The following is a 23,338-nucleotide window of genomic DNA, read 5'->3' as shown; positions in this document are numbered from 1 at the left end:
AGGAACGACTTCTGGCATGTATTTAAAATATAGTCATCTTAAAACAGGTGTTTTTACAGGTATCCATGATTTAGTAGCAATGAATTGTCATTTTCCTAAACTATTTTCTAATTTTCCATAAGGGAGTGGTCTACCATGGATTTCAAAACAGAATTTAAACCGCTAACGGTACAGCCGCAGGAGATTGAAGGCAAAAGCTTCGAGATGATCACAGAAGAATTGGGAGAGCATCCTTTTACAGCAGAGCAATATCCCGTTGTACAGCGTGTCATTCATGCATCTGCTGATTTTGAGCTGGGCCGCAGCATGGTGTTTCATCCAAAAGCGATTGAAGCCGGGATTGCAGCTATTCGCGCAGGCCAGCAGGTAGTGGCAGATGTGCAGATGATTCAAGCGGGGCTGAGTAAGGATCGTATCCGTCAATTTGGCGGGGTTGTGCATGTGTACATATCTGACCCTGACGTCATGGAAGAAGCGAAAAGGCTGAATACGACACGCGCCATTATTTCGATGCGCAAAGCGATTCAGGCGAGCGAAGGTGGTATCTATGCGATTGGTAATGCGCCGACAGCGTTGCTGGAGCTGATTCGTCTGGTGAAAGAAGGAGCGGCCAAGCCCGGACTGGTGATTGGCATGCCCGTAGGCTTCGTATCGGCGGCAGAATCCAAGGACGAGCTGCGCAAGCTGGATATTCCGTTCATTACGAATATTGGACGCAAGGGCGGCAGTACAATTGTCGTAGCAGCATTGAATGCGATCTCCTTAATGGCTGTCCGCTAGATGCGATTGTCCGTTTGCTGTATCATGAAATGAATTGGAACATGATCAGCAGAAGAGGTTAAGGAGGAATTGGCATGGAAAAGGAAGCGGCGTCCGCCGACAAGCCCAAACGGATGAAAAGCGGTGAAGCTCCCGCACCGGACAAGCCAATGCGGTCAGGCTTTACGACAGGAGCTTGTGCGGCTGCAGTAGCCAAAGGAGCGGTACAACTGCTCATCACGGGCATTCCGCCGAAGGAAGCAGTGATATCGCTGCCCGCGGGCTTCGATCATGCGTTTGAGCTGATTGAGCCTGTGTTGGACGCGGACGAAGCTTCCTGCACGACGATCAAGGACGGTGGCGATGACCCAGATGCCACGCATCAGGCGAGAATTATCGCGTCCGTTAGCTGGCGCGAGGAGCCGGGCATTGAACTGGACGGTGGCATCGGCGTGGGGCGGGTAACGAAGCCCGGTCTGCCTGTGCCTGTCGGAGAAGCAGCGATTAATCCGGTGCCGCGCCGGATGATTACGGAGGCTGTGACAGGTGTGCTTGAGGAGCACGGATCGGCCAAAGGTGTCCGTGTCGTCATCAGCGTACCGGACGGTGAAGAAATTGCCAAGAAAACGCTGAACGGGCGGCTTGGCATTCTTGGCGGTATTTCCATACTAGGCACGCGTGGTGTGGTCGTTCCGTTTTCCACGTCTGCTTATAAAGCCAGTGTCGTGCAGGCCATATCAGTTGCGCAAGCGATGAACTGCCAGGAGATAGTCCTGACCACAGGCGGCAGCAGTGAAAAATACGCCATGCAAATGTATGATCAGCTGACGGAAGAGGCCTTTATTCAGATGGGGGACTTTGTTGGCTTTGCTATAAAGCATGGGAAACGGCTGGGAATGAAAAAGATTATTCTCGTCGGTATGCCCGGTAAGCTGTCCAAGGTCGCTCAAGGTATCATGATGGTTCACTCCAAGAGCGCTCCGGTGGATTTTGGCTTTTTGGCTGAGGTCGCGCGTGAAGCGGGTGTGGATGAGTCGCTTGCAGCGGCAGTGGCAGAGGCGAATACAGCTACGCAGGTGGCGGATATGATGACCGAAGCGAATGCGCTGAGCTTTTTTGAAAAGCTGTGTACCTATGGATGTCAGCATTGTCTGGAGCATGCAGGTGGTGGAATCGTTGTGGAAATGGTACTGATAACGCTGAAAGGGAACGTGCTGGGGAGGGCGAGAGTCGGTGAGTAAAGTGATCCGTGTCATTGGTATCGGTGAAAATGGAGCGGCAGGTCTGTCGCAGGAAACATTGGAGCAAATTGAGCGTGCGGACCTGCTGGTTGGTGGAGAACGCCAGCTAGGATTTTTCAAGGCAGCCGCAGGGGAAAAACGAACATTAAAGAGCGGCTTATCCGCCGTGGTGGAAGAATTGGGACGGTTGCGTGAGGACAAGGATATTGTCGTGCTTGCGTCCGGCGATCCGCTTTTTTTTGGAATTGCAGGTTATTTGTCTGCCAAGCTGGGGGCGGAACATCTGGATATTATGCCGCATCTTAGCTCGGTTCAGCTGGCGTTTGCGCGTCTCGGTGAAAGCTGGCAGGATGCGGTGCTGGAAAGCGTACACGGTCGCCCGATGACCGGACTGGCGCAGCGGATTGACGGACAGAACAAGGTCGCGCTGTTGACGGACGACCGGAATCATCCCGGTGCAGTCGCTGCCTATCTGCTGCATTATGGCATGACGGAATATGATGCTTTTGTCGGCGAGCATTTGGGCGGACCGGATGAGGTGTATCAGCATTATACGCTGGAAGAGATGGCGCAGAGAACGTTCCAACCATTGAATGTGGTTATTTTGCGCCGCCGTAAGGGGGAAAACGTGCCTGCAATTCGGCGGGGATTTGGCTTCGAGGATGCGGAATTTCACCAGCGCAAGCCGGAAAAAGGGCTGATCACGAAGCGTGAAGTACGCGTATTCAGCTTGTCCGAGCTGCGATTGACCGAACGAAGCATCGTATGGGATATCGGCGCAGGCTCTGGCTCTGTAGCGGTAGAATGTGCTCGGCTAGCCAGGTATGGGCAAGTATTTGCCATTGAGAAGAACGAAGGTGATCTGGCTAATGTGGAAGCGAACAAAATCAAATTTCGCACCGATTTTCCGGTTATTCATGCCAAAGCGCCTGCCGGATTGGAAGATCTGCCAGACCCGGATGCGGTGTTTATTGGCGGGAGCGGGGGAGAATTGGCTGAGCTGATTCGTCTGTGTGCTTCCCGTCTGCGTAAGGACGGACGAATTGTAGTGAATGCTGCAACGGTTGAGACACTGCATGACGGTATGAAAGCGATGCAAGCAGCAGGTCTCGAAACTTCGGTGACGTTATTGCAAACAGCGCGCAGCAAGCCGATTTTGAATATGACTCGTTTTGACGGACTCAATCCGATATATGTGATTACAGGACAGCCGTCGGTGGACGTGGCTGACGAAGTAGTAGGGGAGTAAGCTGGTAATTCAAGAGGGGGAGAGAGACAGCATGAATACGGCGGCAACAGGAACACTTTACGGCGTAGGCGTGGGGCCGGGTGATCCCGAGCTGATTACAGTCAAGGCGTATCGCATGATTCAGGAATGTGCAGTTGTGGCTTATCCGAAGAAACGCCGGGGAGGCAAATCGTATGCTCACGAGATCGTGGAGTTGTACGTCAACCCGGAGGAAAAGGAGATGCTGGGACTCATTTTTCCAATGACCAAGGACCCGGTTGTACTGGAGCGGGAGTGGAACAAAACGGTGTTTGCTTGCTGGGAGGCACTGAGTCAAGGCAAGGATGTAGCCTTTGTCACAGAGGGAGACCCTAATCTGTACAGTACCTTTATTCATTTGGCACGGCTCATGAAGGATCTTCATCCTGAGGTGCCGATTGTATCTATTCCGGGCATTTCGTCTGTGTTGGGAGCGGCGGCAGCGCTGGAATTGCCTTTGGCAGACGGAGATCAGCAGGTCGGTATTATTCCGGCTACGGATGATCGGGAAGCGATGAAGCGGGCGATTGAGAATCACGATACGGTTGTATTTATCAAGGTTGCCAAGGTACTGGATTTGATTTTGGATGTGCTCGATGAACTCAATTTGGGGGACCGTGCATCTGTCATTACCAAGGTCACTTCTCCTTATGAAATGGTATGGCGCAACGCACGTGAGCTGCGCGGACAGGAGCTTGAATATTTGAGTTTAATGGTGGTGAGCAAATGACGTTGGAGCCCAAAGTATATATCGTAGGAGCAGGTCCAGGAGACCCGGAGTTGATTACGGTCAAAGGCTCCCGGATTCTACGCACGGCTGATGTGGTATTGTACACGGATTCACTCGTGAACGATGAGCTGATTGCCACGGCCAAGCCAGAGGCGCAGGTACTGCAAAGCTCAGGCATGGATCTAGAGCGGCAGGTCGAGATTATGAGCGAGGCTGTGCAGGCTGGACGCAGCGTAGCTCGCGTACATACAGGCGATCCGGCAGTATACGGTGCGATTTTGGAGCAAATGGTGCTGCTGAAGCAGCGCGAAGTAGCCTACGAAATCGTACCGGGCGTCAGCTCGGTCTTTGCTTCTGCGGCTGTGCTGGGTGCAGAGCTAACTGTGCCTGATCTGACGCAGACGGTCATTCTGACGCGTGCCGAAGGCCGTACATCTGTACCGGATCGGGAAAAGCTGCGTGATCTAGCTTCTCATCACTGTACAGTGGCTTTATTCCTCAGCGCGACACTGGCGAAGAAGGTGGTCGTTGAGTTTCTGGCGGCAGGCTGGAGCGAGGACACGCCTGTAGCGGTTGTGCAGCGCGCGACCTGGCCGGATCAAAAGATCGTGCGCACGACGCTTGCTCAATTACCCGCCGATTTGCGTGCAGCAGGCATAACGATGCATGCCATGATTTTGGCGGGCTGGGCGCTCGACCCAGAGCTGGTGGACAAGGATGCGCACCGTTCCAAGCTGTATGATAAGTCGTTCACCCATGGCTACCGGAAGGGAGTGAAGTCCGGTGAGTAATCCATTTGCCGCTGTGGCGATCACGAAGCATGGAGTGGAAATGGTTCGCAATTTGGGAGCCAACTTTCCGGGCACGGATGTGTATTATATGTCCAAGTTTGAGCGTGGCGATGAGCAGGAGCGTGGCATTCAGTTGTTCGAAGGATCGGTCAAACTGATTTTGCCGGATTTATTTAAACAATATAACGGTATTATTTTATTTATTTCCCTCGGTGCAGTGGTTCGTATGATTGCACCGATTTTGGTGGATAAAAAGGTAGACCCCGCCGTGGTCGTCATTGATGATCGCGGAGAACATGTTATTAGCGTACTGTCTGGGCATTTGGGTGGCGCCAATGAATTGACCCGCCATGTAGCTGCTGTACTGGGCGCACGTGCGGTAATCACAACTGCATCGGACGTGCAGGGCACGATTCCGGTGGACATGTTTGGGCGTGAATTGGGTTGGGTGATCGATAGCTTCGACAAGGCCACTCCTGTGAGCGCCGCTGTTGTGAACGAGGAGCCTGTTGCGCTCATACAAGAGACAGGCGAACGGAACTGGTGGCGTTATGACAAACCTGTACCTGGGCATATCAAGGTATATGCTTCGACGGCAGAAGCATTACAAGAACCGTTTAACGCCGCGTTGGTCGTGAGTGACCGCTTATTGGAGCCGAAGGAAGAAGATCAGCTTCTTTCTAATGGCGTGCTGTACCGTCCGAAAAGCTTGGTGCTTGGCATCGGCTGTAACCGTGGGACTGCATTGGAGGAGCTGGAGGCGGGTGTGCTGGACACCTTGCAAGAGCTGCGTTTGTCTGTGAAAAGCGTACGGAATATTGCCACCATTGATCTGAAAAAGGACGAAGAGGGCTTACTTGCCCTTTGCGCCAAATACGGTTGGGAACTGGTGACGTATACTCCGTCAGAGCTGAATACGGTGCAGCTTCCCAATCCATCGGAAACCGTCTTCAAATACACTGGCGCATATGGGGTCAGTGAACCATCAGCCTTGTTGTCTTCTGGTGCAGACCATTGGCTACTGGAGAAGAAAAAAAGCGGCAATATGACGCTGTCTGTAGCGCGGGTTTCCTATGACTGACATCATGAAGCAGGCTGTACAGTCTGATCCGTCTGCCGCTACGCGCAGAAGCCGTATTGTTGTTGCCGGAACAGGCAGCGGCGCAGGCAAAACGACTGTTACCCTCGGGCTGATGAAGGCGTTCGCCGACAGCGGCCTGCGAGTGCAGGGTTTTAAATGCGGGCCGGATTATATCGATCCGACCTATCATACGGCCGCGACAGGGACATCTTCCCGTAATCTGGATTCATGGATGACCTCACCGGATACGGTGCGTGAAACCTTTATCCGTGCTTCCGAAGGCGCGGATATTTCCGTGATTGAAGGCGTCATGGGGCTGTATGACGGCAAGGACCCGCTCAGCAATACCGGCTCGACCGCTGAAATCGCCATGCTGACGGACAGCCCTGTATTGCTGGTGGTCGACGTGCGCAGTATGGCACGAAGCGCCGCTGCTATTGTGCTTGGCTTTCAGCGCTTGGAGCCCAAGCTACGCATTGTGGGCGTAATTGTGAATCGCTGCGGTAGCCAAGGGCACTATGGCATCGTCAAAAAGGCGATCGAGCAGGAGTGCGGCATCCCTGTGCTCGGCTGGTTAAAGCGTGATGACGGGCTGGATATTCCCGAGCGTCATCTGGGTTTAGTACCCGCTGTGGAACGCGGCGAGCTGGAGCCGCTTTTCCAACGGGCGGCAGAGCTGATCCGCGCGGGTACGGATCTGGATGCACTGCGGGCATTGGCAGATTCGGCTCCGCCGCCCAGCCCGCCCGAGCACCCATTATTTTCCCTGAATCGGCTTTCATCAGCAGGGCATGAAGCTGGTACCGGGGAACGACCCGTCATCGCCGTCGCTAGAGATGCGGCGTTCAATTTTTACTACCCGGAAAATATGGATTTGCTGCGTCAGGCGGGAGCAGAGATTGTCTATTTCAGTCCGCTGGCGGGAGAACGCGTACCTGAGCAGGCAAGCGGCCTATACCTGGGCGGCGGTTTCCCTGAAGAGTTTGCCGCAGATATCGCTGCAAATACGGGTTTTTTGGAAGATATCCGCAACGCGGTGAGCCGGGATATGCCAGTATTCGCCGAATGCGGCGGTTATATGGTACTGGCACGGACACTTACGGATCGTATGGGGAATGCCCATCACATGGCCGGAGTTATTCCGTCGGACGTCCGCATGCAGGAGAAACGGGCCGCACTGGGATACCGTGAAGCAACCGCTTTGCAGGATTGCTTACTGCTGGAGGCTGGAGAGACCATTCGGGGACATGAATTTCATTATTCTGTCATGCACTATGACGAATCATCCGCCCCCTACTCCTACGCCTATCAAACCAAGGGGATGCGTGGTCTTCAGAGCGAAGGCTATACGAAAGGGAATCTTTTGGCAGCCTACACGCATGTTCATCTCGCTTCTCTTCCCAAAGCGGCAGCACGTTGGGTGGAACAATGCCGGGCTTACAGTCCATAGTTTTGCAAACGAGTCCACCATTTCATATAAACAAAAAGAAGCCGATTCCCTGAAAGGGGCCGGCTTTTCTAAATTTCAATAGATTTAAACCTTACATGGTATGGAAGCGTATACATTACTTTTTTGGTGGTACGCTTACATGAGCTTTTTCAGCTGGGAAATCCTTCCCTGACTCACGCCAAGCATGGAGGCGAGTTGTTTTTGTGAAGATGCTGGATGTTCTTCCATAAGCTCTCTCATTTTCTCCAAAATAACGTCTGTGCGCTGATAAATTTTTTTCATATGCATGTTTTGCTTAAGTGGGGGTGAATGGGTTTCAGTCGCTGTGACCGGAACTAAATCTTCCGTTTTCATCGAGGCCGCACATTCATCGCAGATAAACTGATCTTTAAAATAGGTGTTAGTATCAACCGCACCGCAAAATATACAGTTGGTTGATTTGTACTTACGGAGCATGAGTGTCTGGTCTTCAATAAAAAACTCTAATGGATCGCCGATGTCAATCTCCATCGTCATGCGCAACTCTTTAGGAAGCACAATTCGCCCCAAGCTGTCCAAGGGCCGGGTCATTCCAGTCCTTTTCATTCATGCAACCTCCCCGGTTTTTTAAGATGTATAGAATGTATAAGGTTTGAGGCAATTCTTATCAATTCTATAACCGCAAGCATAAATTTCTTACAAAAAGCGGCCCTTTATTGTTAATCAAGCATGGACGCACTTTTTTTCTTACGAGTATACCATAAAGAGGCCGAATCGCCATCGTTCAGATTTATAAATTTTGAATAAGTTTTAATAAGTTTATTCCGAGCGAACATATATGCTATAATCTTCTGCTAAAGGATTTAATAGGCCGTCTGTAGAATTATTTATATATGCCGTAGCTCGGACAATGATGGCGGTGTTATGGGAAATGAATGAGGGCCAAACAGAATTTTCTGAGCGTTTTGACCCCACAAACAAGAATGAATGACACGGACCCCGCCTTTAAAGTCCTTATATACAAGTCAGGCAAGGAGGATTTATCATGGAAAAAAGAAAAGCATTGTTGTTAGGAGATTATTCGTATCCGGAGTTTCACCCGCTGCAAGGGGTGGACGAAGAGATTAGCCATATTTTACAAGATTGGATGACGGTACAATGCAGTGAAAATCGTAAAATGCTGCTCAAGGAAAATCTAGCCTCATTCGATCTATGCATCTCGTATTGTGATAGCCGTAAGGAGGTTCTGTCTCCTCAACAAACAGCAGGACTGCTGTCCTATGTTAGCGGCGGAGGTGGACTGCTTGTGCTGCATAACGGAATCACATTGCAAGGACGTTATGAAATAGCACAGCTCATGGGAGCACGCTTCCTGCGGCATCCGGCAGCGGAGCAGCTTTCCTTCAAGGTAACAGAGCCGGATCATCCGATTATGGAAGGAATCGAACCGTTCGAGATGCAAGAGGAGCCATATCGTTTTGATTTTGATCCATTCACTGAAAAAACACTACTGATGGAATACGAGTATGAAGGTCAGTGGTGGCCGGCTGCATGGTCACTGTCCTATGGCTTGGGTCGGGTCGTCTACCTGATGCCTGGACATAATCAGCCAAGTTTCCAGCACGAGGGATACCGTAAGCTGCTGCTTCAGGCTGCTAAGTGGGCTGGACGCTTTCCGGGTTAAACATAGATCATTCCATTCATTGAGGAAGGGGAGCTGCGAGCTTTATGCGGCTCCCCTTTTCAGGTTATACTAGTAGGTAATCACAGGTAGGGGAGGATATATTATGAGCGATTTGTTCAAAAAAGCCATCTCATTGGGGTGGGGCCTCACCGTTGTCAGCAAAGAAAAGGTGGAGAAAGCCGTCGAGGGTCTTGTAAACCGCGGAGAACTTGCGCCTTCGGAATCCAAAGCACTGGTCGATCGTCTGATCGAACGAGGGGCAGAGGAACAGGGACAATTCAAAACAGTGATCCGCGAACAGGTTAGCCGCATTTTGCAGGAGCTGGAAGTACCTACCGAAAATGATGTCACAAGTTTGGAGCAGCGTGTGGCATTGTTGGAAAAACAGGTAGCGGAGCTGGAAAAAGAAAAGGCGGCGCTTACGGGTTCGAGCGACGCTGAAGAAGCGAACCGGCTGGATTAAAATGGCGGTTCGTATGAAGCACGCCGGTCGTTACCGGGAAATTGCCATGGCGCTGGCGCGTCATGGCTTTGGCTATATGGTGGAAGAAATGGGACTGTTCCAGCTACTGTCACTGCCTCGCAAGTGGCTGACGAGAGAAACTCCCGAGTCCAAAACGTTAGGTGAACGGATTCGACTTGTGCTGGAGGATCTGGGGCCTGCATTCATCAAGCTTGGACAGTTGGCAAGCACACGTGCTGACCTGCTGCCGGAGCCTATTATCCGTGAGCTGGTTAAGCTTCAGGATCAGGTACCGCCGTTTTCATCTGAAACGGCGCGTGGCATTCTGGAGCAGGAGCTGGACACGTCATTAGAGGACATACTGGTTCGTTTTGACGATGTTCCGCTGGCCGCTGCTTCGATCGGGCAAGTGCATTTGGGCAAGCTGCACAGCGGCGAAATGGTCGCCATTAAAATCCAGCGTCCTGGCGTTAATCGCATCATTCGGCGAGATTTGGACATTTTGCGGGAACTGACCGCAATGGCAGCCAAGCGCTGGGAATGGGTAGAGCGGTATCAGCTTCGCCAGATGGTAGAGGAGCTGGGGAGATCGCTCATTCAGGAGTTGGATTACAACCACGAAGCCCGTAATACAGAGAAGATTGCGCTCCAATTTGAGCAGGACCCACATATCTATATTCCGAAAATATACTGGGATCATACCTCTTCCCGTATACTGACCATGGAGTTTCTAGACGGAACTCACTTGGGTAGTCGTGAAGAGCTATTACGCCGTGGATATAACTTGAAAGAACTGGCGCAGCGGCTGGTGAACAGCATGTTGCATCAAATTTTTATAGAGGGATTTTTTCATGCCGATCCCCATCCGGGGAATTTACTCGTTCTGAAAAATGGTAGTCTCGCTTATTTGGACTTTGGCATGACGGGAAGGCTGAGCGAAGAGATGAAGAATCATCTCGCTTCCCTCATTATTGCCCTGATGCGCAAAAATACCGATGCCATGGTTCGGTCTATCGCACGTTTGGGGCTGGTCGAACCGGATACCAACCTGAATGCGCTACGTGCCGATCTGGACAAGATACGCGAAGATTACTCAGACGTTCCTTTTTCACAGGTCAGTATTGGTGATGCTTTGAACGACCTGTTTGGCGCAGCGCAGCGCCATCGGATTGGTTTGCCGTCGGACGTCCTGTTGCTAGGCAAGGCGTTGCTGACACTGGAGGGGGTCGTGGAGCATCTGGACCCTGATCTCAGTATTATCGCTTTGGCTGAGCCCTTTGGTAACAGGCTGCTGAAGGAACGCTTCAGCGGTCGTCGTATCCGAGGCAAGCTGCTCGGCGGTGCGACTGAGCTGGTGGAAGCGCTGATGGAACTGCCAGGACAGGCGAGGCATTTAGCCTCGATTATCGGCAAGGGCAAGCTTAAGCTGGAGGTTACTGTGCCGGAGCTGGAAATGCTTCTGCGCAGGCTGGATCAGATCAGCAACCGCCTGTCATTCAGTATCGTGCTGTTAGCGTTCAGCATTATTATGGTCGGACTGATTATCGGTTCATCGCTGAATCATCAGGCGACCATGCTGTGGAATGTACCTGCTATTGAAATCGGCTTTGTTGTCGCTCTCTTAATGGTTGCCTTTTTACTGTATTCCATTTTTAAATCGGGAAGGTTTTAGATACCGACCAGAAAGGAGAGTTATGGATACTCATAAGATGAACACTGCCCTAATGGATGGTCTCCAAATTGCAGAGGTGCCTTGGCACCGCCTGACTACTCCTTATGGTAGAGGCACGGAGTTGCCACAATTGATATCCAATGGGGAGTACGCAGCCATTGCTGATCTGATAGAGCATCAAGGCACACTGTGGCAGGTTACGCCGTGGGTGTTACTCTTCTTATTGCGTAATTTGCATACGAGAAATTCGGATGATATCACGCCGAGTGAGTTGGAACTGTACCATGCGGTTGTTGGAGCATTGGACATGGAAAATGCACAAGAGGATTCACAGAAGTCTGTTGAATCCCTAACCATGCTGCTGGACGAAAAATATCTATGGTCAGCAGACAGCGATCCAGAAGAAGATGAACTGGAATGGGAAGAGGAAGAAGCACGTGGTTATGATCCGGTAGCTTTTTGGAGTTATTATGACTATAGCTATCGATTATTGAAGCAAGCACTGCCTGACTTTGAGAGTTTACTCCAGCACCATGCAGACTCTGAGATTGCTGAAGCCCTATCGGAGCTTGTACAGGAATTGCGAAAATTTTAAATATAAGAAAACGAATAAGATGAAGATAATGATCGATATTTCAAGAGAATAGATGATTTCTTTCTATAAACAGCCTTTTAACTCATTCGTCTCTGCGAACCCCTTACGTTATAATGATGGACTGAATGTAACGGACCGGGTCGTTTGAGAGAGACGAACTGAATGATAGGAGAGCCTTGGCGATTGGCAGCTGGACGGATGCCCGAAACCACACGGGTTGCGAGTCAACACGCTACTCTCTGTAAATATAGGAGGCTGGAACGAGACAGTATGAATCTTAGACAACAATGGTTCGGTAATATCCGGGCCGATATACTTGCGGGCATGACCGTGGCGCTAGCACTAATTCCCGAGGCGATTGCCTTCTCGATCATTGCGGGGGTCAATCCCATGGTCGGACTGTATGCCTCCATCTCGATGGCTATTGTCATCTCTTTTGCAGGTGGACGTCCGGCGATGATCTCGGCAGCAACCGGGGCCGTAGCTGTACTGGTCGTTGGTCTGGTGAAGGATCATGGCGTGGAATATCTGTTTGCAGCTACCATTTTGGCAGGAATCATTCAAGTGGTGCTGGGTGTTCTGAAAATAGGTCGCTTTATAAGCTTTATTTCACAGCCAGTCATGACCGGGTTTGTGAATGCGTTGGCGATCCTCGTCTTTATGGCTCAGCTTACTCATTTTCATGGAGCCAATTGGATCATGTACGCGATGGTAGCAGGTACGCTGCTCATTGTGTATATATTACCGAGATTTGTGAAAAGCATCCCCGCTCCATTGACGGCAATCATCATCATGACGATCATTACGTATATATTTGGATTGAATGTGAAAACGGTAGGAGATATCGGGACGCTGACCAGTTCGCTGCCTTCATTCCACTTGCCGCAAATTGAGTGGTCGTGGCATACTTTGCGGATCTTGCTGCCGTATTCCTTTACGATGGCACTGGTTGGACTGCTGGAATCGCTGCTGACAGCCAGCATTTTGGATGAAATGACCGAAACGAAAAGCAATAAAAACCGGGAAGCCCGTGGGCAAGGGATTGCCAACTTTGTAAATGGCTTTTTTGGGGGTATGGGTGGCTGTGCCATGATCGGACAATCCGTCATTAATGTCAGCTCAGGTGGAAGAGGGCGTTTGTCCACTTTTACGGCAGGAGTATTCTTGGCCTTTCTGCTGCTCGTACTTGGTGGAGTTGTGAAGGAAGTACCCATGGGCGCATTAGTGGGAGTTATGTTCATGGTGTGTATTGGAACTGTGGATTGGAAATCGCTGCGAAACATTGCCAAGGTTCCCAAAGCAGATACGTTGATTATGGTGGTCACGGTGATCATCGTGGTGGCTACGCATGATTTGTCCAAGGGCGTAATCGTGGGCGTACTGCTAAGTGCTCTGCATTTTGGCTGGAAAATGGCTAAAATCCGTATCAGTACGACTGAGGATCATGAAGAAAAGGTGTACCATGTCAGGGGGCCGATGTTTTTCGCGTCAACGTCTCATTTTGTTGATCATTTTGAACCTTCGGATGACCCGGACCGCGTTGTAGTGGACTTTAGCCATTCGCATGTTTGGGATCACTCGGCGGTTACTGCTATTGGCAAGGTGCTTCAAAAATACAGAAACTCAGGTAAAACTATTACCCTACAAGGGTTAAATGAGGAAAGCCGTTTAATTGTAGAGAAGCTCGGCGGTCCTGTAGTTACAGAGCCACTCGTGTGATGAATCGTATAGCATAAATCAAAGCTTGAAGTGAAATTTATTCATTTCAAGCTTTTTTATTTATTTCTGAAATAAAACAACACTTTTCTTTCCTAAACCATAGATAAATATGACAAATTTTCATCAAAGTATTGACGTAATAATTGGGCAGGAATACAATCATTGTTATTAAGCAAAGCAAATACATAGGAATAATTGAAAATTGAAAGGTATGCACATATGAACTTAGACTGGGACTTTATTGTAGAGAGCTTGCCGCTATATGGAGAAGCCATGTGGCTGACGTTGAAGATCGCCTTTTTTGCTATTCTGTTTTCACTAGTCGTCGGTTTGCTATGCAGTATAGTACTGTATTACAAGGTGAAGGGAATTAGCGGCATCATTGTTGCCTATATTGAGCTTTCCCGAAATACGCCGCTGCTTGTTCAGTTATATTTTCTGTATTACGGGTTTACGAAAATAGGTCTGCATATGAGCGAAATGACGTGTGCCATTGTGGGCATGACCTTTTTGGGCGGGGGTTATATGGCTGAGGCGTTCCGTGGTGGAATCGAAGCCGTAAGTAAAACGCAAACGGAATCCGGGCTGAGTCTCGGACTGTCCAAGATACAACTGGCGAGATATGTTATTTTGCCACAGGCTTTTACCATCAGTGTTCCGTCTCTGGGAGCGAATGCGATTTTTCTACTCAAGGAGACCTCCATTGTTGGCGCCATTGCTTTATTAGATTTGATGAATGTGGCAAAAGACCTAATCGGTATGTACTACAAAACGACAGAATCGCTAATTCTGCTGGTATTGGCATATCTCGTCCTGCTTTTACCTTTGTCGATACTGCTGACTTGGGTGGAAAGGAAGGTGCGATATGCTGAATTCGGGGATTAATGTGCTCTTTGAAGGTTCCAATTTCGAGCGTCTATTAGGGGGATTACTCGTTACGCTGGAGATTGCGTTACTTTCCATTATTATCGGTACTCTATTAGGCATTCTGATGGGATTGCTGCGCACCTTACAATCAAGACCGATTCGGTTTGTGCTGAGATTATATTTGGAGACATTCCGCATTATTCCGATTTTGGTGTGGTTGTATGTTGTATATTTTGGATTTACGCCTTTGTTAAATGTGAATATCAGCGGAGAATTGACAGCAATTATCGTATTCAGCCTGTGGGGAGCAGCCGAGATTGGTGACCTTGTTCGGGGTGCATTGGAATCACTGCCCAAGCATCAGGTGGAATCCGGGCAGGCACTGGGACTGACATATGGGCAGTTATACCGCCATGTACTCATTCCCCAGGCGGTGCGCCGAATGCTTCCCGGTTCTATTAATTTGGCGACACGGATGATCAAAACCACTTCATTAGTAGTGCTGATCGGTGTAGTAGAAGTGGTCAAGGTCGGACAGCAGATTATTGAGCTTGGTGTAATCAAAGCGCCCTCGGCATCCTTTTGGGTGTATGGCTTTATTTTCATATTATATTTTCTCGTATGCTATCCGTTATCCAGACTTTCCAAAAGATTTGAACGCAGATGGCAAAATTAGCAGGATGGGGTGGGTGTCATGGGAGAGGCTGTGGAGGTTTTACTCGAAATTCGAGGGCTGCACAAAAGCTTCGAAGACCGAAAAGTATTACAACAGATTAATCTGGACGTAACGAAAGGGGAAGTCGTGGTCGTTCTCGGTCCTTCGGGATGTGGAAAAAGCACACTCCTCCGATGTCTCAATGGTCTGGAACCAGTTCAGAGCGGAGATATCCGTTATAGAGGGCAAGACCTGACGGACAAGAAAGTGAATTGGCGTGAGGTGCGTCAGCATATTGGAATGGTGTTCCAGAACTACGAGCTGTTTCCGCATATGACGGTCTTAGAAAATATATTGCTCGGCCCGCTTAAAGTTCAGCGGAGAAATAAGCAGGAGGCACTTGAGCAAGCGGAGCAGCTATTGGAGCGAGTGGGTCTGCTGGATCGCAAAGATGCGTATCCGAGACAATTATCAGGTGGGCAAAAGCAACGGATTGCGATTGTGCGCGCCCTGTGTATGAATCCGGAAATTATGCTCTTTGATGAAGTCACCGCATCCTTGGACCCGGAAATGGTCAGAGAGGTGCTGGATGTCATGCGAGAGCTGGCCCAACAGGGCATGACCATGATTATCGTGACGCATGAAATGGGATTTGCCAAGTCGGTAGGAGATCGTATCGTTTTTATGGATCAAGGACAGATATGCGAAATGACTACGCCGCAGCAATTTTTTACCCAACCGGAAACAGAGCGTGCCCAGCACTTTCTGGATATATTTCAGTACGAAACGATATGAGCATTTTGCATCAATTCCATGAGCGACTTCCAATCACAATATAGAGATCGACATGTTTCTATTGGTCTCTATATTGCACCCAGAAGCGAAAGAAACCGAATGATGCAAAATGCTGACAAACAGGGGGAGGAATACAGATGAGAAAAGGAATGAAGTTCACGACGTTATTACTGGCTTTGAGCTTGCTGCTTGTTGGTTTGGTGGGATGTGCAGGGGCTGGTAATACCAACGGTAGTTCAGGCTCGGCTAAATTTGCTTCGATTGAGGATATTAAAAAGAATGGCAAGATTCGAATCGGTGTATTTGCAGATAAGCCGCCTTTTGGCTACGTGGATTCGGAAGGGAAAAATCAAGGCTTTGACGTCTATATTGCGAAGCGGTTTGCCAAAGATCTCTTGGGTGACGAGTCCAAGGTGGAATTTGTTCTGGTGGATGCTGCCAGCCGGGTTGCCTATTTGGAATCCAACAAGGTAGATATCATCATGGCTAACTTTACGGTGACCGATGAGCGTAAAGAAAAAGTTGATTTTGCCAATCCGTATATGAAATTATCCTTTGGCATTGTGTCACCTGATAGTGCTCCAATCACCACGATTGACCAATTGAAGGGTTCGGATCAAAAGCTGATTGTCGCAAAAGGAACGACGGCTGAAACCTATTTTACGAAAAATTATCCTGACATCAAGCTGCTCAAATTCGATCAATACACAGAGATTTTCTCAGCCCTCAAAGACAAACGCGGCGTTGCCATTGCCAACGATAATACAGAGCTGATCGCCTGGGCAAAGGCCAACCCCGGCTTTACCGTAACCATCCCGGCCTTTGGTGGTCAAGATACGATTGCACCCGCAGTAGCAAAGGGAAATAAGGAGTTGTTAGACTGGATCAACAATGAGTTGGCAACGTTGGGTAAGGAAAATTTTGTCCATCAAGCCTACAAGGACACACTGACCTCCGTTTATGGAGAAGGTTTTACAGATCAATTGGTCGTAGAGGGCGGCAAAGTGGATTAATCATCATATAAGGTACTTATTAAGCATAAAGAAGCGTTGGGCTTGCTGTCCCAACGCTTCTTTAATATGGGGAAAAGAGGGCTTTAGCAACCTTTTATTTCGTCATGGAAATGCCCTCTTGGCTAATAGTAATCCTCATTCTCATATTATAGTCTCACTGTCTCTCCATTTCATCTTCGGGGATGTATTCTATAATATCAGCAAGAGTAATAGTCCTTGAAAATCTTCGTTGATGGGCAATTCTGTTCAAAGCATCAAGTATATGGACAAGTGTTTCTAATTCAAGTCTTTTGGTTTTGCCATTTACCATATCTATTACAGTAGCCGGACGTATTTTTGCTTCTACGGCTAGTTTATTTCGGGAAATATCAAGTTCTTCTAAAATATCGCCAAGTTTAAAATGATATCTCTCATGAACATTCATGATGGAAAATACTCCTTTATCAGTATAGATTCTAGCCACACGTACTCTGAAATAATGATAACAATTATGCTAAATAACAAGGAAAAAAATATCCCTGCCAGGGGCAGAGATATAAGATGCAGCGGACTATTCTGTGAATGTATCAGTGTTTCTCTGATTCATTCTCAGGTATATATTCGAGAACATCATGTAGGGTTAATGGACGACCAGAGAGCCGAATCAGTGTTTCCATCACGGTATTAAATGTTTTAAATTCGATTCGCTTGGATGTATTGTTACACATCTCATAGATGGTATTAGGTCTGATTTTTGCCTCACGAGCGAGAGCATTTTTAGTAATCCCGATTTCTCGAAGTAATTCTTCAAGTTTAAAAACAATTCCCATACATACACCTCATTATAGAAATTTAAATAGAAATAGCATTAACTATTTAAGTTTATCTTCAAAGGATATAAAATAACTACAAAGGTTAATCTTAAAAGGTTATAAAATTTACAAATCTAATCTTTAGTAAAGACCGATTTAATAGATGTGAAGGGAGCTAATCTAAATGAACAAAGGTAATTTTGAAAAAGTAAGTGTCATTCTTGGTCCCTGTGATCTTCCGCATATGTATGAGCTTTTTGAGGGCGTCATGATGATCGACAATAGCGTGCTTACTCTTCGACATGTAAAAAAGGGAAGACATCATTCACATCTATATGTTGATGGCGATACAGGCAGCATCACTCTTGCCAGATATGTACAACGTGAGGACATAGATGTGATTACCGAGTTAGTCGAACGGTTGCGCAACATGGATGCATTAAGTTTTCTTACAGACGAGTTGTTATGGAACACATGTCGAGAAGATATAGACTTTGATTTAGTTCGGAATAAAGAACTATGGAAAAATGGCGAACATAAATTCAGCTTCGAATTTTTGTTCTCGTCTTATTTATATAATGTAACACAGAAGCGTAAAAGGGTGAAATGAACACTGCCGTAATAAAGGTACATATTTCCCCAAATGCTTTTGCATTCTAGTAGATTTAATTATATAATCTTAAATGATAATGAGAATCATAATCATTTAAGTCTTTAGGCACAGACTCCCAATATGAGCCTAAGTGAATAGGGTGGGGTATGTACACATGGCGAGAGAAGATGTGGCAACTGCCCGAAGACAGCCCAGCTGTCCTCATAAGGTAACGCGTAGACGAGCTTTGAGAACGCTCAAAGCTGCGAAGCGCGCGAGTTAGAGGTTCCAAGTTAACTGCAAATGGCAATATCAGTGTCAAATTTTTTAGTCTCCTCGTTTTATTTTGCACTTGCTCTCCTGATGGTGGACACAGGAAGGCAGGTGCCTTTTTTTGATGCAATAAATATAGCGCCAGGCGGGTTTCGAACCGTTCTGGCGCTTTTATTTTTAGAACTGTATGAGCCAAACTCATATATTCTTTTTATATCATGTGCAATTTGCTATTGAAGTAGTTGGACGAGATTTTCCCTGCGCTTGGCAAGCCTGCTCCCGAGGCTTACTCCTGCTAAGCTACATTGATTTTCATTATAGTCGTTCAGCATTAACAGCGACATTTAGTTCCATAATAGACTCCAACGCTCAGGAAGACTGTTCCTGAACGTTGTTTTGTACTTAGGACTATGTCTCTAGCAAGGTCTTTCCTGTCTCAGAAAGGTCATATCCCTGAATGGCTCCCAGTTCCCGCCGGAAGCTGTCCGAATGAAGAATCTGCAATATAAGATCAATCCATTCCTGTCGCTCTGGTGTGCGCAGCATGACGATATCGTACTGCTCCTGAATGAGTGGAATAAACTGCACGGACCCCACAATACTGGCGGCCTTCTCGATTCCGATACCAACATCGGCTTCGCCGGAGGCGACCTTGCCTGCTACAGCCATATGATGCGTCGATTCGTCTTCATATCCGAGCAAGGCAGTGCGGTCTATGTGATGAAGACGAAGCTGCTCGTCGAGCAGGATGCGCGCGCCGGAGCCCTTCTCGCGATTCGCCAAACGCAGCCCCGGAAGCGCCAAGTCCTTCCAGCCCTGCAAACCATAAGGATTCCCTGTCTGGACATACAGCCCTGCTTGCCGGGATAACAGACGGATGACGAGGTACGAGAAGCCGTTCAGAATTTTGCGAATATAAGGCAAATTATACTCACCGCTGTCGCCGTCCCACAGATGCGTACTGACGATGTCTGCTTTGCCCTGGTACATAGAGATGAGACTGTCCAGACTACCCCCATATGAGCGGAGCGGGCGAATGGACGTCTGTTGGCTCTCAAGATGCTTGACGAGAATGTCGAGGCTGATATCCTGGCCAGTAATGACTGCTGTACTGGAATTCTGCGTCGAACCGCCGGATAGCGAATGCGGCGGGATCATCATGGATATGGGTGTGGGTGATGGGTCGTGCTTCAGCAGTTGGCTTTTGGAGCGCTGCTTGTAAGCTTCGAGATCACTGGCATCCACCCGCATTTGCTTACCTACCCGGTACGAGGGGATCTCTCCTTTTTTGATCAGATCATAGACGGTCAGCTTGGATATCTTCAGTAGCTTGGCTATTTCCTCAGTCGTATAGGATACAGGAGAATTCATAGTAGACCTCCATTAATAACAGTATGATTGAAATGTATCAATTTCTGTGATGTATCATGCACAGTGTCTCATATATTGTACACCAAATCATCTGGCATAACAGAGGCTGGCGAAAAAGTCAGGAACATCAAGCTTCTAAACAGGCATAAGTGATACTTGCCAACTGCTCTTTGGTGGTTTACAAGGATTACCTTCATAGCTATAATGAGATATGAATTTATACTAGTTATATCTAATTATAACTAAACATGATTGAACGGGGGATGGAATTTGAGAAGAATCAAGTCTACGATTGGAAGTCTAGTAGCTATATGGGCACTAGTGGTGTTAGTTGCTTGCGGTTCCCAGAGTGCTGCGCCCGCAGCTCCTGTAGAGCCGGCGGCAACAGCAGCACAAACAACAACGGAGAATACAGCAGGCACGAAGGCACCGGACCAGCAACAGGTGGAGTTGACGATCTCTGCAGCGGCAAGCCTGACGGACGCCCTGAATGAGATTAAGACCGGATATGAGCGGGAGCACCCGAATGTGAAGCTGAACTTTAACTTCGGCGCCTCCGGTGCACTTCAGCGTCAGATTGAGCAAGGAGCGCCTGCAGACGTCTTTATCTCTGCCTCTACCTCCAGCATGAAGGCGCTTGAGGGAAAAGCCCTTGTCAAGAAGAGCAGCACGTTGCTCGCGAATGATCTGGTATTAGTCGTTCCTGCTAAGGATGGAGTGGCGCTCAAGAAACTGGATGACCTGAAGGGACAAGACATCAAGACAGTCGCGATTGGCATTCCTGACAGTGTGCCTGCGGGGAAATATGCACAGGAAGCGTTAACGAATCAAAAGCTGTGGAGTGAATTGGAGCCGAAGCTGGTACAAGCCAAGGATGTGCGACAGGTGCTGCAGTACGTAGCAACAGGTAACGCGGATGCGGGCTTCGTATACAAGACGGATGCACTTTCCACGAAGGATACAAGCATTGCGTTAACAGTGGACTCCAAGCTTCATTCTCCGATTACCTATCCGCTCGGTTTGGTAGCTGCCACAAGTCATGAGGAGGATGCACGTCAATTCTACGATTATTTGCAAACCGAGTCTGCGCTCCAGGTGATGGAAAAGTACGGCTTCCGTAAGGCGGAATAGTTGTTGACTGCTGTGAATTGGGCGGAATTTTGGCCTCCGGTACAGCTATCCCTGCAGGTCGCTTCTCTGTCCTGTGTGATCGTGCTGGTCCTAGGAGTACTGGCGGCCCGCTGGATAAGGCGAAGCCGCATACGTGGTAAGCTGGTGCTGGAGACCATTTTCATGCTTCCATTGGTGCTGCCTCCGACGGTAGTCGGGTTCCTGCTCCTGGTCATTCTGGGACGTCGAAGCTGGTTAGGACAATGGATCGAATGGCTGTTCCACGCGTCAGTCATCTTCTCCTGGTGGGCGGCGGTGCTGGCGTCTATCGTGGTGGCATTCCCGCTCGTCTATCAGACAATGAAGACGGCATTCGATGCGGTGGACCGTTCACTGGAGGACTCGGCCAGATCGGCAGGGGCTGGCGAATGGCAGATGTTTCGCTACATTACGCTGCCGCTGTCCTATCCTTCACTGCTGACTGCCGCGATACTGGGCTTCGCACGGTCGCTTGGCGAGTTTGGAGCGACGCTGATGATTGCCGGGAACATTCCGAATAAGACGCAGACGGTACCTACGGCGATCTATGTAGCTGTCGATGCAGGGAATCAGACGATGGCCTGGGCGTGGACGATTGCCATTGTCTTAATTTCATTTATTATGCTGCTTGTTGCGAGAAGGAAGACTTGAGCAAATGAAGCGTAATGATGTGTGTAATGCAGGCAATGAAAGCAGTAAAGTTAATATAGCCTAGAGGAAGTAAAAGAAGCAGAGGTAGTGCCTTAGACTATAAAGCTGTTTGCGCAGGACTGAATACGTATGAACCACCCCACAGGCTAGCGGAATGGATTGAAGAATCGTTGGGATCGTAATAGACTTTTTCATGGAGTCGCCCACCTTTCAGTTGGTTTGTAAGGGTACAAACCAACTAAAAGGTGGGCGACTTTACTTTTACCATTTAGTGGTTAATCAACAGGCCTGTACATTTATTTCTTTTGTGCAAACAGCCATTCAATCATATCCTGATTTTGCAGAGCCGGTACCCAGGAGAAGTGTCCTGTAGGTTTGATAATCCCTGCTTCGTATTCAGTAAAATGAATGAGGTTACCGTTTTGTGCTTTTATGGCAGCTACCATTTCTTGCGAGTTTTTAGGACTAACTGTGGTGTCGTCTGCAGCATGGAAGGCCCAAATCGGAACGTTTTTCAGTACTTCAACGTGTTTAGGATCGACAGGTGCATACATGTTAACGGCTTTTTCATAGTTGGTCAAACCGGCAATGGGTACACCTGCGGCGAACAAGTCAAGATTCTTTTCCAGCAGTCTCCACGTACCCATAGCTCCTTGAGAAATACCAACAATATAGATTCGGTCGGTGTCGATTGGGTATTTTAACGCTGTTTCACGTACCAAATCGGCTACAGCGCTGTTGCGTGGTTCATCCGCCCAAATGAATTTATGTTCCAAGTCAATCGGGCTTTGTGGTGCGATTACGAAGGATGGGTGTTTGGCTTGCTGCTCAGGAGAAGCCCAAGTAACAGCTCCGGCGTTTGCCAGCAAATTTACTCCGTTTCCGTCACCACGTTCGCCGTTTCCGTGCAGGAATACAACCAGAGGGTAGGTTTTGCCGGGCTCAACTTTAGGCTCAAACGTAAAGTAGTTCAGCTTGAAGCCTTCTTTATTTTCAAAGATGCTTTTTTGGAAATCGTCTACGATCGGTGTAATTTTATCTGTTGCTTTTACAGTCTGTGCAGAGGCTGGGATGACTGTTTTCTTTGAAGTTGCAATATCTTTCTTTTGACTAATAATATAATTCAACGTGTTGATGCGGTTAACTGCGCTTGTTGCATCGTAAGTAAGGGTACTTGCATTTTTATCTTGTGTATCCAGCTCAATCACGACATATTTACCATGAGTGCTGCGGTTGGTGATGGCTCCAGTATCATTGGTATATACACCGGTCACGGTTCTATCTGTATATACATCATTGAGTACAGATTGAACCTGAAAGCTAGACGTGGATAAAGATGCCCCGTCAATATTGGTGCTGTATTTCAGTACAACAGCAGAAACGACTTCACCCAAAGGCTGTACCTGTGTAAGCAAGGTAGCCTGTGGCGCTGGGACATCTGTTGCTGCTGCGGCAGAGCTGGCGGATGGGAAAAAGATCGTTAGCAGGAACACAAAAGATAATAAAACAGGGGCAAAACGTCTTCTTTGCATGAGATTAATCTCCTTTGGTGTCATTTTTTTAAAGCGCTTACTACATGTTCGGGATGGTTAACTGTATGCTGTGGAATCCATACAAATTAAAAAAAAAGGCAAACTCCGGGTACACAAGTGTACTCGGGTTTTGCCTTTTCAGTAACAATCCCACTTGAAGGATAGCACCTTCATTGGAATCTGACAAGTGAAAGCGCTACATTTTTGATGTTTTATTA

24 protein-coding genes and 1 pseudogene are annotated in these 23,338 nt (G+C 48.3%); 20 read left to right on the top strand and 5 right to left on the bottom strand.

The features are described from left to right. Positions 1-135 precede the first annotated feature (135 nt). The 7 genes from NSQ57_RS23435 to NSQ57_RS23405 all read left to right on the top strand — a co-directional run bounded on the left by NSQ57_RS23435 (position 136) and on the right by NSQ57_RS23405 (position 7,319). A complete protein-coding gene (locus NSQ57_RS23435) occupies positions 136-780 on the top strand; it encodes a precorrin-8X methylmutase (RefSeq protein WP_342425376.1) in 645 nt (214 codons plus the stop codon). A 74-nt stretch (positions 781-854) separates the two neighbouring features. Continuing rightward, positions 855-2,000, top strand: a complete 1,146-nt coding sequence (locus NSQ57_RS23430) for a cobalt-precorrin-5B (C(1))-methyltransferase (RefSeq protein ID WP_318627962.1) — start codon at positions 855-857, stop codon at positions 1,998-2,000. Then, a complete protein-coding gene (cbiE, locus tag NSQ57_RS23425; protein ID WP_342425375.1) occupies positions 1,993-3,249 on the top strand; it encodes a precorrin-6y C5,15-methyltransferase (decarboxylating) subunit CbiE in 1,257 nt (418 codons plus the stop codon). The genes NSQ57_RS23430 and cbiE overlap by 8 nt, the downstream gene beginning before the upstream one ends. A gap of 31 nt (positions 3,250-3,280) precedes the next feature. Next, positions 3,281-3,997, top strand: coding sequence for a precorrin-2 C(20)-methyltransferase (gene cobI / locus NSQ57_RS23420; protein ID WP_342425374.1), 717 nt, complete (start codon positions 3,281-3,283; stop codon positions 3,995-3,997). Next, positions 3,994-4,788 (top strand): precorrin-4 C(11)-methyltransferase, encoded by a 795-nt coding sequence (gene cobM, locus NSQ57_RS23415; RefSeq protein WP_342425373.1) that lies wholly within the window; start codon positions 3,994-3,996, stop codon positions 4,786-4,788. The genes cobI and cobM overlap by 4 nt, the downstream gene beginning before the upstream one ends. Further along, the gene (locus NSQ57_RS23410) at positions 4,781-5,869 is read left to right on the top strand and encodes a cobalamin biosynthesis protein (protein WP_342425372.1); all 1,089 of its coding nucleotides are present in this window, start codon (positions 4,781-4,783) and stop codon (positions 5,867-5,869) included. The genes cobM and NSQ57_RS23410 overlap by 8 nt, the downstream gene beginning before the upstream one ends. Further along, the gene (locus tag NSQ57_RS23405; protein ID WP_342425371.1) at positions 5,862-7,319 is read left to right on the top strand and encodes a cobyrinate a,c-diamide synthase; all 1,458 of its coding nucleotides are present in this window, start codon (positions 5,862-5,864) and stop codon (positions 7,317-7,319) included. Before NSQ57_RS23410 ends, NSQ57_RS23405 begins: the two co-directional genes overlap by 8 nt. Positions 7,320-7,454: 135 nt before the next feature. Here NSQ57_RS23405 and NSQ57_RS23400 read toward each other — a convergent pair whose 3' ends face one another. Further along, on the bottom strand, positions 7,455-7,904 hold the full coding sequence (locus tag NSQ57_RS23400) for an AbrB/MazE/SpoVT family DNA-binding domain-containing protein (RefSeq protein WP_025721620.1): 450 nt from the start codon (positions 7,902-7,904) through the stop codon (positions 7,455-7,457). A gap of 439 nt (positions 7,905-8,343) precedes the next feature. On the opposite strand from NSQ57_RS23400, the gene NSQ57_RS23395 reads away from it, so the two are divergent. From NSQ57_RS23395 to NSQ57_RS23355, 9 genes are all read left to right on the top strand, one after another. Then, a complete protein-coding gene (locus NSQ57_RS23395) occupies positions 8,344-8,982 on the top strand; it encodes a ThuA domain-containing protein (RefSeq protein ID WP_165146049.1) in 639 nt (212 codons plus the stop codon). 103 nt (positions 8,983-9,085) lie between these two features. After that, positions 9,086-9,445, top strand: coding sequence for a phasin family protein (locus NSQ57_RS23390; RefSeq protein ID WP_342425370.1), 360 nt, complete (start codon positions 9,086-9,088; stop codon positions 9,443-9,445). A 1-nt stretch (position 9,446) separates the two neighbouring features. Further along, positions 9,447-11,117, top strand: a complete 1,671-nt coding sequence (locus tag NSQ57_RS23385) for an AarF/ABC1/UbiB kinase family protein (RefSeq protein ID WP_069010059.1) — start codon at positions 9,447-9,449, stop codon at positions 11,115-11,117. A gap of 22 nt (positions 11,118-11,139) precedes the next feature. Then, positions 11,140-11,712, top strand: a complete 573-nt coding sequence (locus NSQ57_RS23380) for a hypothetical protein (RefSeq protein ID WP_029518579.1) — start codon at positions 11,140-11,142, stop codon at positions 11,710-11,712. Positions 11,713-11,982: 270 nt separating this feature from the next. Next, a complete protein-coding gene (locus tag NSQ57_RS23375; RefSeq protein WP_029518577.1) occupies positions 11,983-13,431 on the top strand; it encodes a SulP family inorganic anion transporter in 1,449 nt (482 codons plus the stop codon). 219 nt (positions 13,432-13,650) lie between these two features. After that, entirely contained in the window at positions 13,651-14,316 is a 666-nt protein-coding gene (locus NSQ57_RS23370) for an amino acid ABC transporter permease (protein ID WP_029518576.1), read from the top strand. Further along, on the top strand, positions 14,297-14,974 hold the full coding sequence (locus NSQ57_RS23365; RefSeq protein ID WP_029518575.1) for an amino acid ABC transporter permease: 678 nt from the start codon (positions 14,297-14,299) through the stop codon (positions 14,972-14,974). The genes NSQ57_RS23370 and NSQ57_RS23365 overlap by 20 nt, the downstream gene beginning before the upstream one ends. Positions 14,975-14,992: 18 nt before the next feature. Further along, positions 14,993-15,748, top strand: a complete 756-nt coding sequence (locus tag NSQ57_RS23360; protein ID WP_029518574.1) for an amino acid ABC transporter ATP-binding protein — start codon at positions 14,993-14,995, stop codon at positions 15,746-15,748. A gap of 137 nt (positions 15,749-15,885) precedes the next feature. Then, on the top strand, positions 15,886-16,761 hold the full coding sequence (locus NSQ57_RS23355) for a cysteine ABC transporter substrate-binding protein (RefSeq protein WP_029518573.1): 876 nt from the start codon (positions 15,886-15,888) through the stop codon (positions 16,759-16,761). Positions 16,762-16,915: 154 nt separating this feature from the next. Here NSQ57_RS23355 and NSQ57_RS23350 read toward each other — a convergent pair whose 3' ends face one another. Both NSQ57_RS23350 and NSQ57_RS23345 read right to left on the bottom strand, forming a co-directional pair. Then, positions 16,916-17,185, bottom strand: coding sequence for a helix-turn-helix transcriptional regulator (locus NSQ57_RS23350; RefSeq protein ID WP_039271640.1), 270 nt, complete (start codon positions 17,183-17,185; stop codon positions 16,916-16,918). 142 nt (positions 17,186-17,327) lie between these two features. Further along, on the bottom strand, positions 17,328-17,570 hold the full coding sequence (locus tag NSQ57_RS23345; RefSeq protein WP_029518571.1) for a helix-turn-helix transcriptional regulator: 243 nt from the start codon (positions 17,568-17,570) through the stop codon (positions 17,328-17,330). Positions 17,571-17,736: 166 nt separating this feature from the next. Between NSQ57_RS23345 and NSQ57_RS23340 the strand changes: the two are divergent. Further along, a pseudogene (locus NSQ57_RS23340) lies at positions 17,737-18,072 on the top strand (hypothetical protein); the annotation flags it as partial. Between the two features lie 247 nt (positions 18,073-18,319). Next, positions 18,320-18,427, top strand: coding sequence for a putative metal homeostasis protein (locus NSQ57_RS23335; RefSeq protein WP_161627035.1), 108 nt, complete (start codon positions 18,320-18,322; stop codon positions 18,425-18,427). A 398-nt stretch (positions 18,428-18,825) separates the two neighbouring features. Here the strand turns inward: NSQ57_RS23335 and NSQ57_RS23330 are convergent, their stop codons facing one another. Then, entirely contained in the window at positions 18,826-19,788 is a 963-nt protein-coding gene (locus NSQ57_RS23330) for a helix-turn-helix transcriptional regulator (protein ID WP_340933505.1), read from the bottom strand. 270 nt (positions 19,789-20,058) lie between these two features. Between NSQ57_RS23330 and modA the strand changes: the two genes are divergently transcribed. Further along, complete coding sequence (gene modA, locus NSQ57_RS23325; RefSeq protein WP_029518568.1) at positions 20,059-20,919, top strand: molybdate ABC transporter substrate-binding protein; 861 nt, start codon at positions 20,059-20,061, stop codon at positions 20,917-20,919. A gap of 3 nt (positions 20,920-20,922) precedes the next feature. Further along, positions 20,923-21,588 (top strand): molybdate ABC transporter permease subunit, encoded by a 666-nt coding sequence (gene modB, locus NSQ57_RS23320; RefSeq protein WP_029518567.1) that lies wholly within the window; start codon positions 20,923-20,925, stop codon positions 21,586-21,588. Between the two features lie 296 nt (positions 21,589-21,884). On the opposite strand, the gene NSQ57_RS23315 is transcribed toward modB, so the two are convergent. Next, entirely contained in the window at positions 21,885-23,120 is a 1,236-nt protein-coding gene (locus tag NSQ57_RS23315; protein WP_342425369.1) for a PHB depolymerase family esterase, read from the bottom strand. Positions 23,121-23,338: the final 218 nt, after the last annotated feature.

The sequence above is a fragment of the Paenibacillus sp. FSL L8-0502 genome, assembly GCF_038593055.1.
GTDB classification, from domain to species: Bacteria; Bacillota; Bacilli; order Paenibacillales; family Paenibacillaceae; genus Paenibacillus; species Paenibacillus polymyxa_D.
The sequence above is the reverse complement of the archived record's forward strand: the minus strand, read 5'-3'. Positions and strand labels throughout refer to the sequence as shown.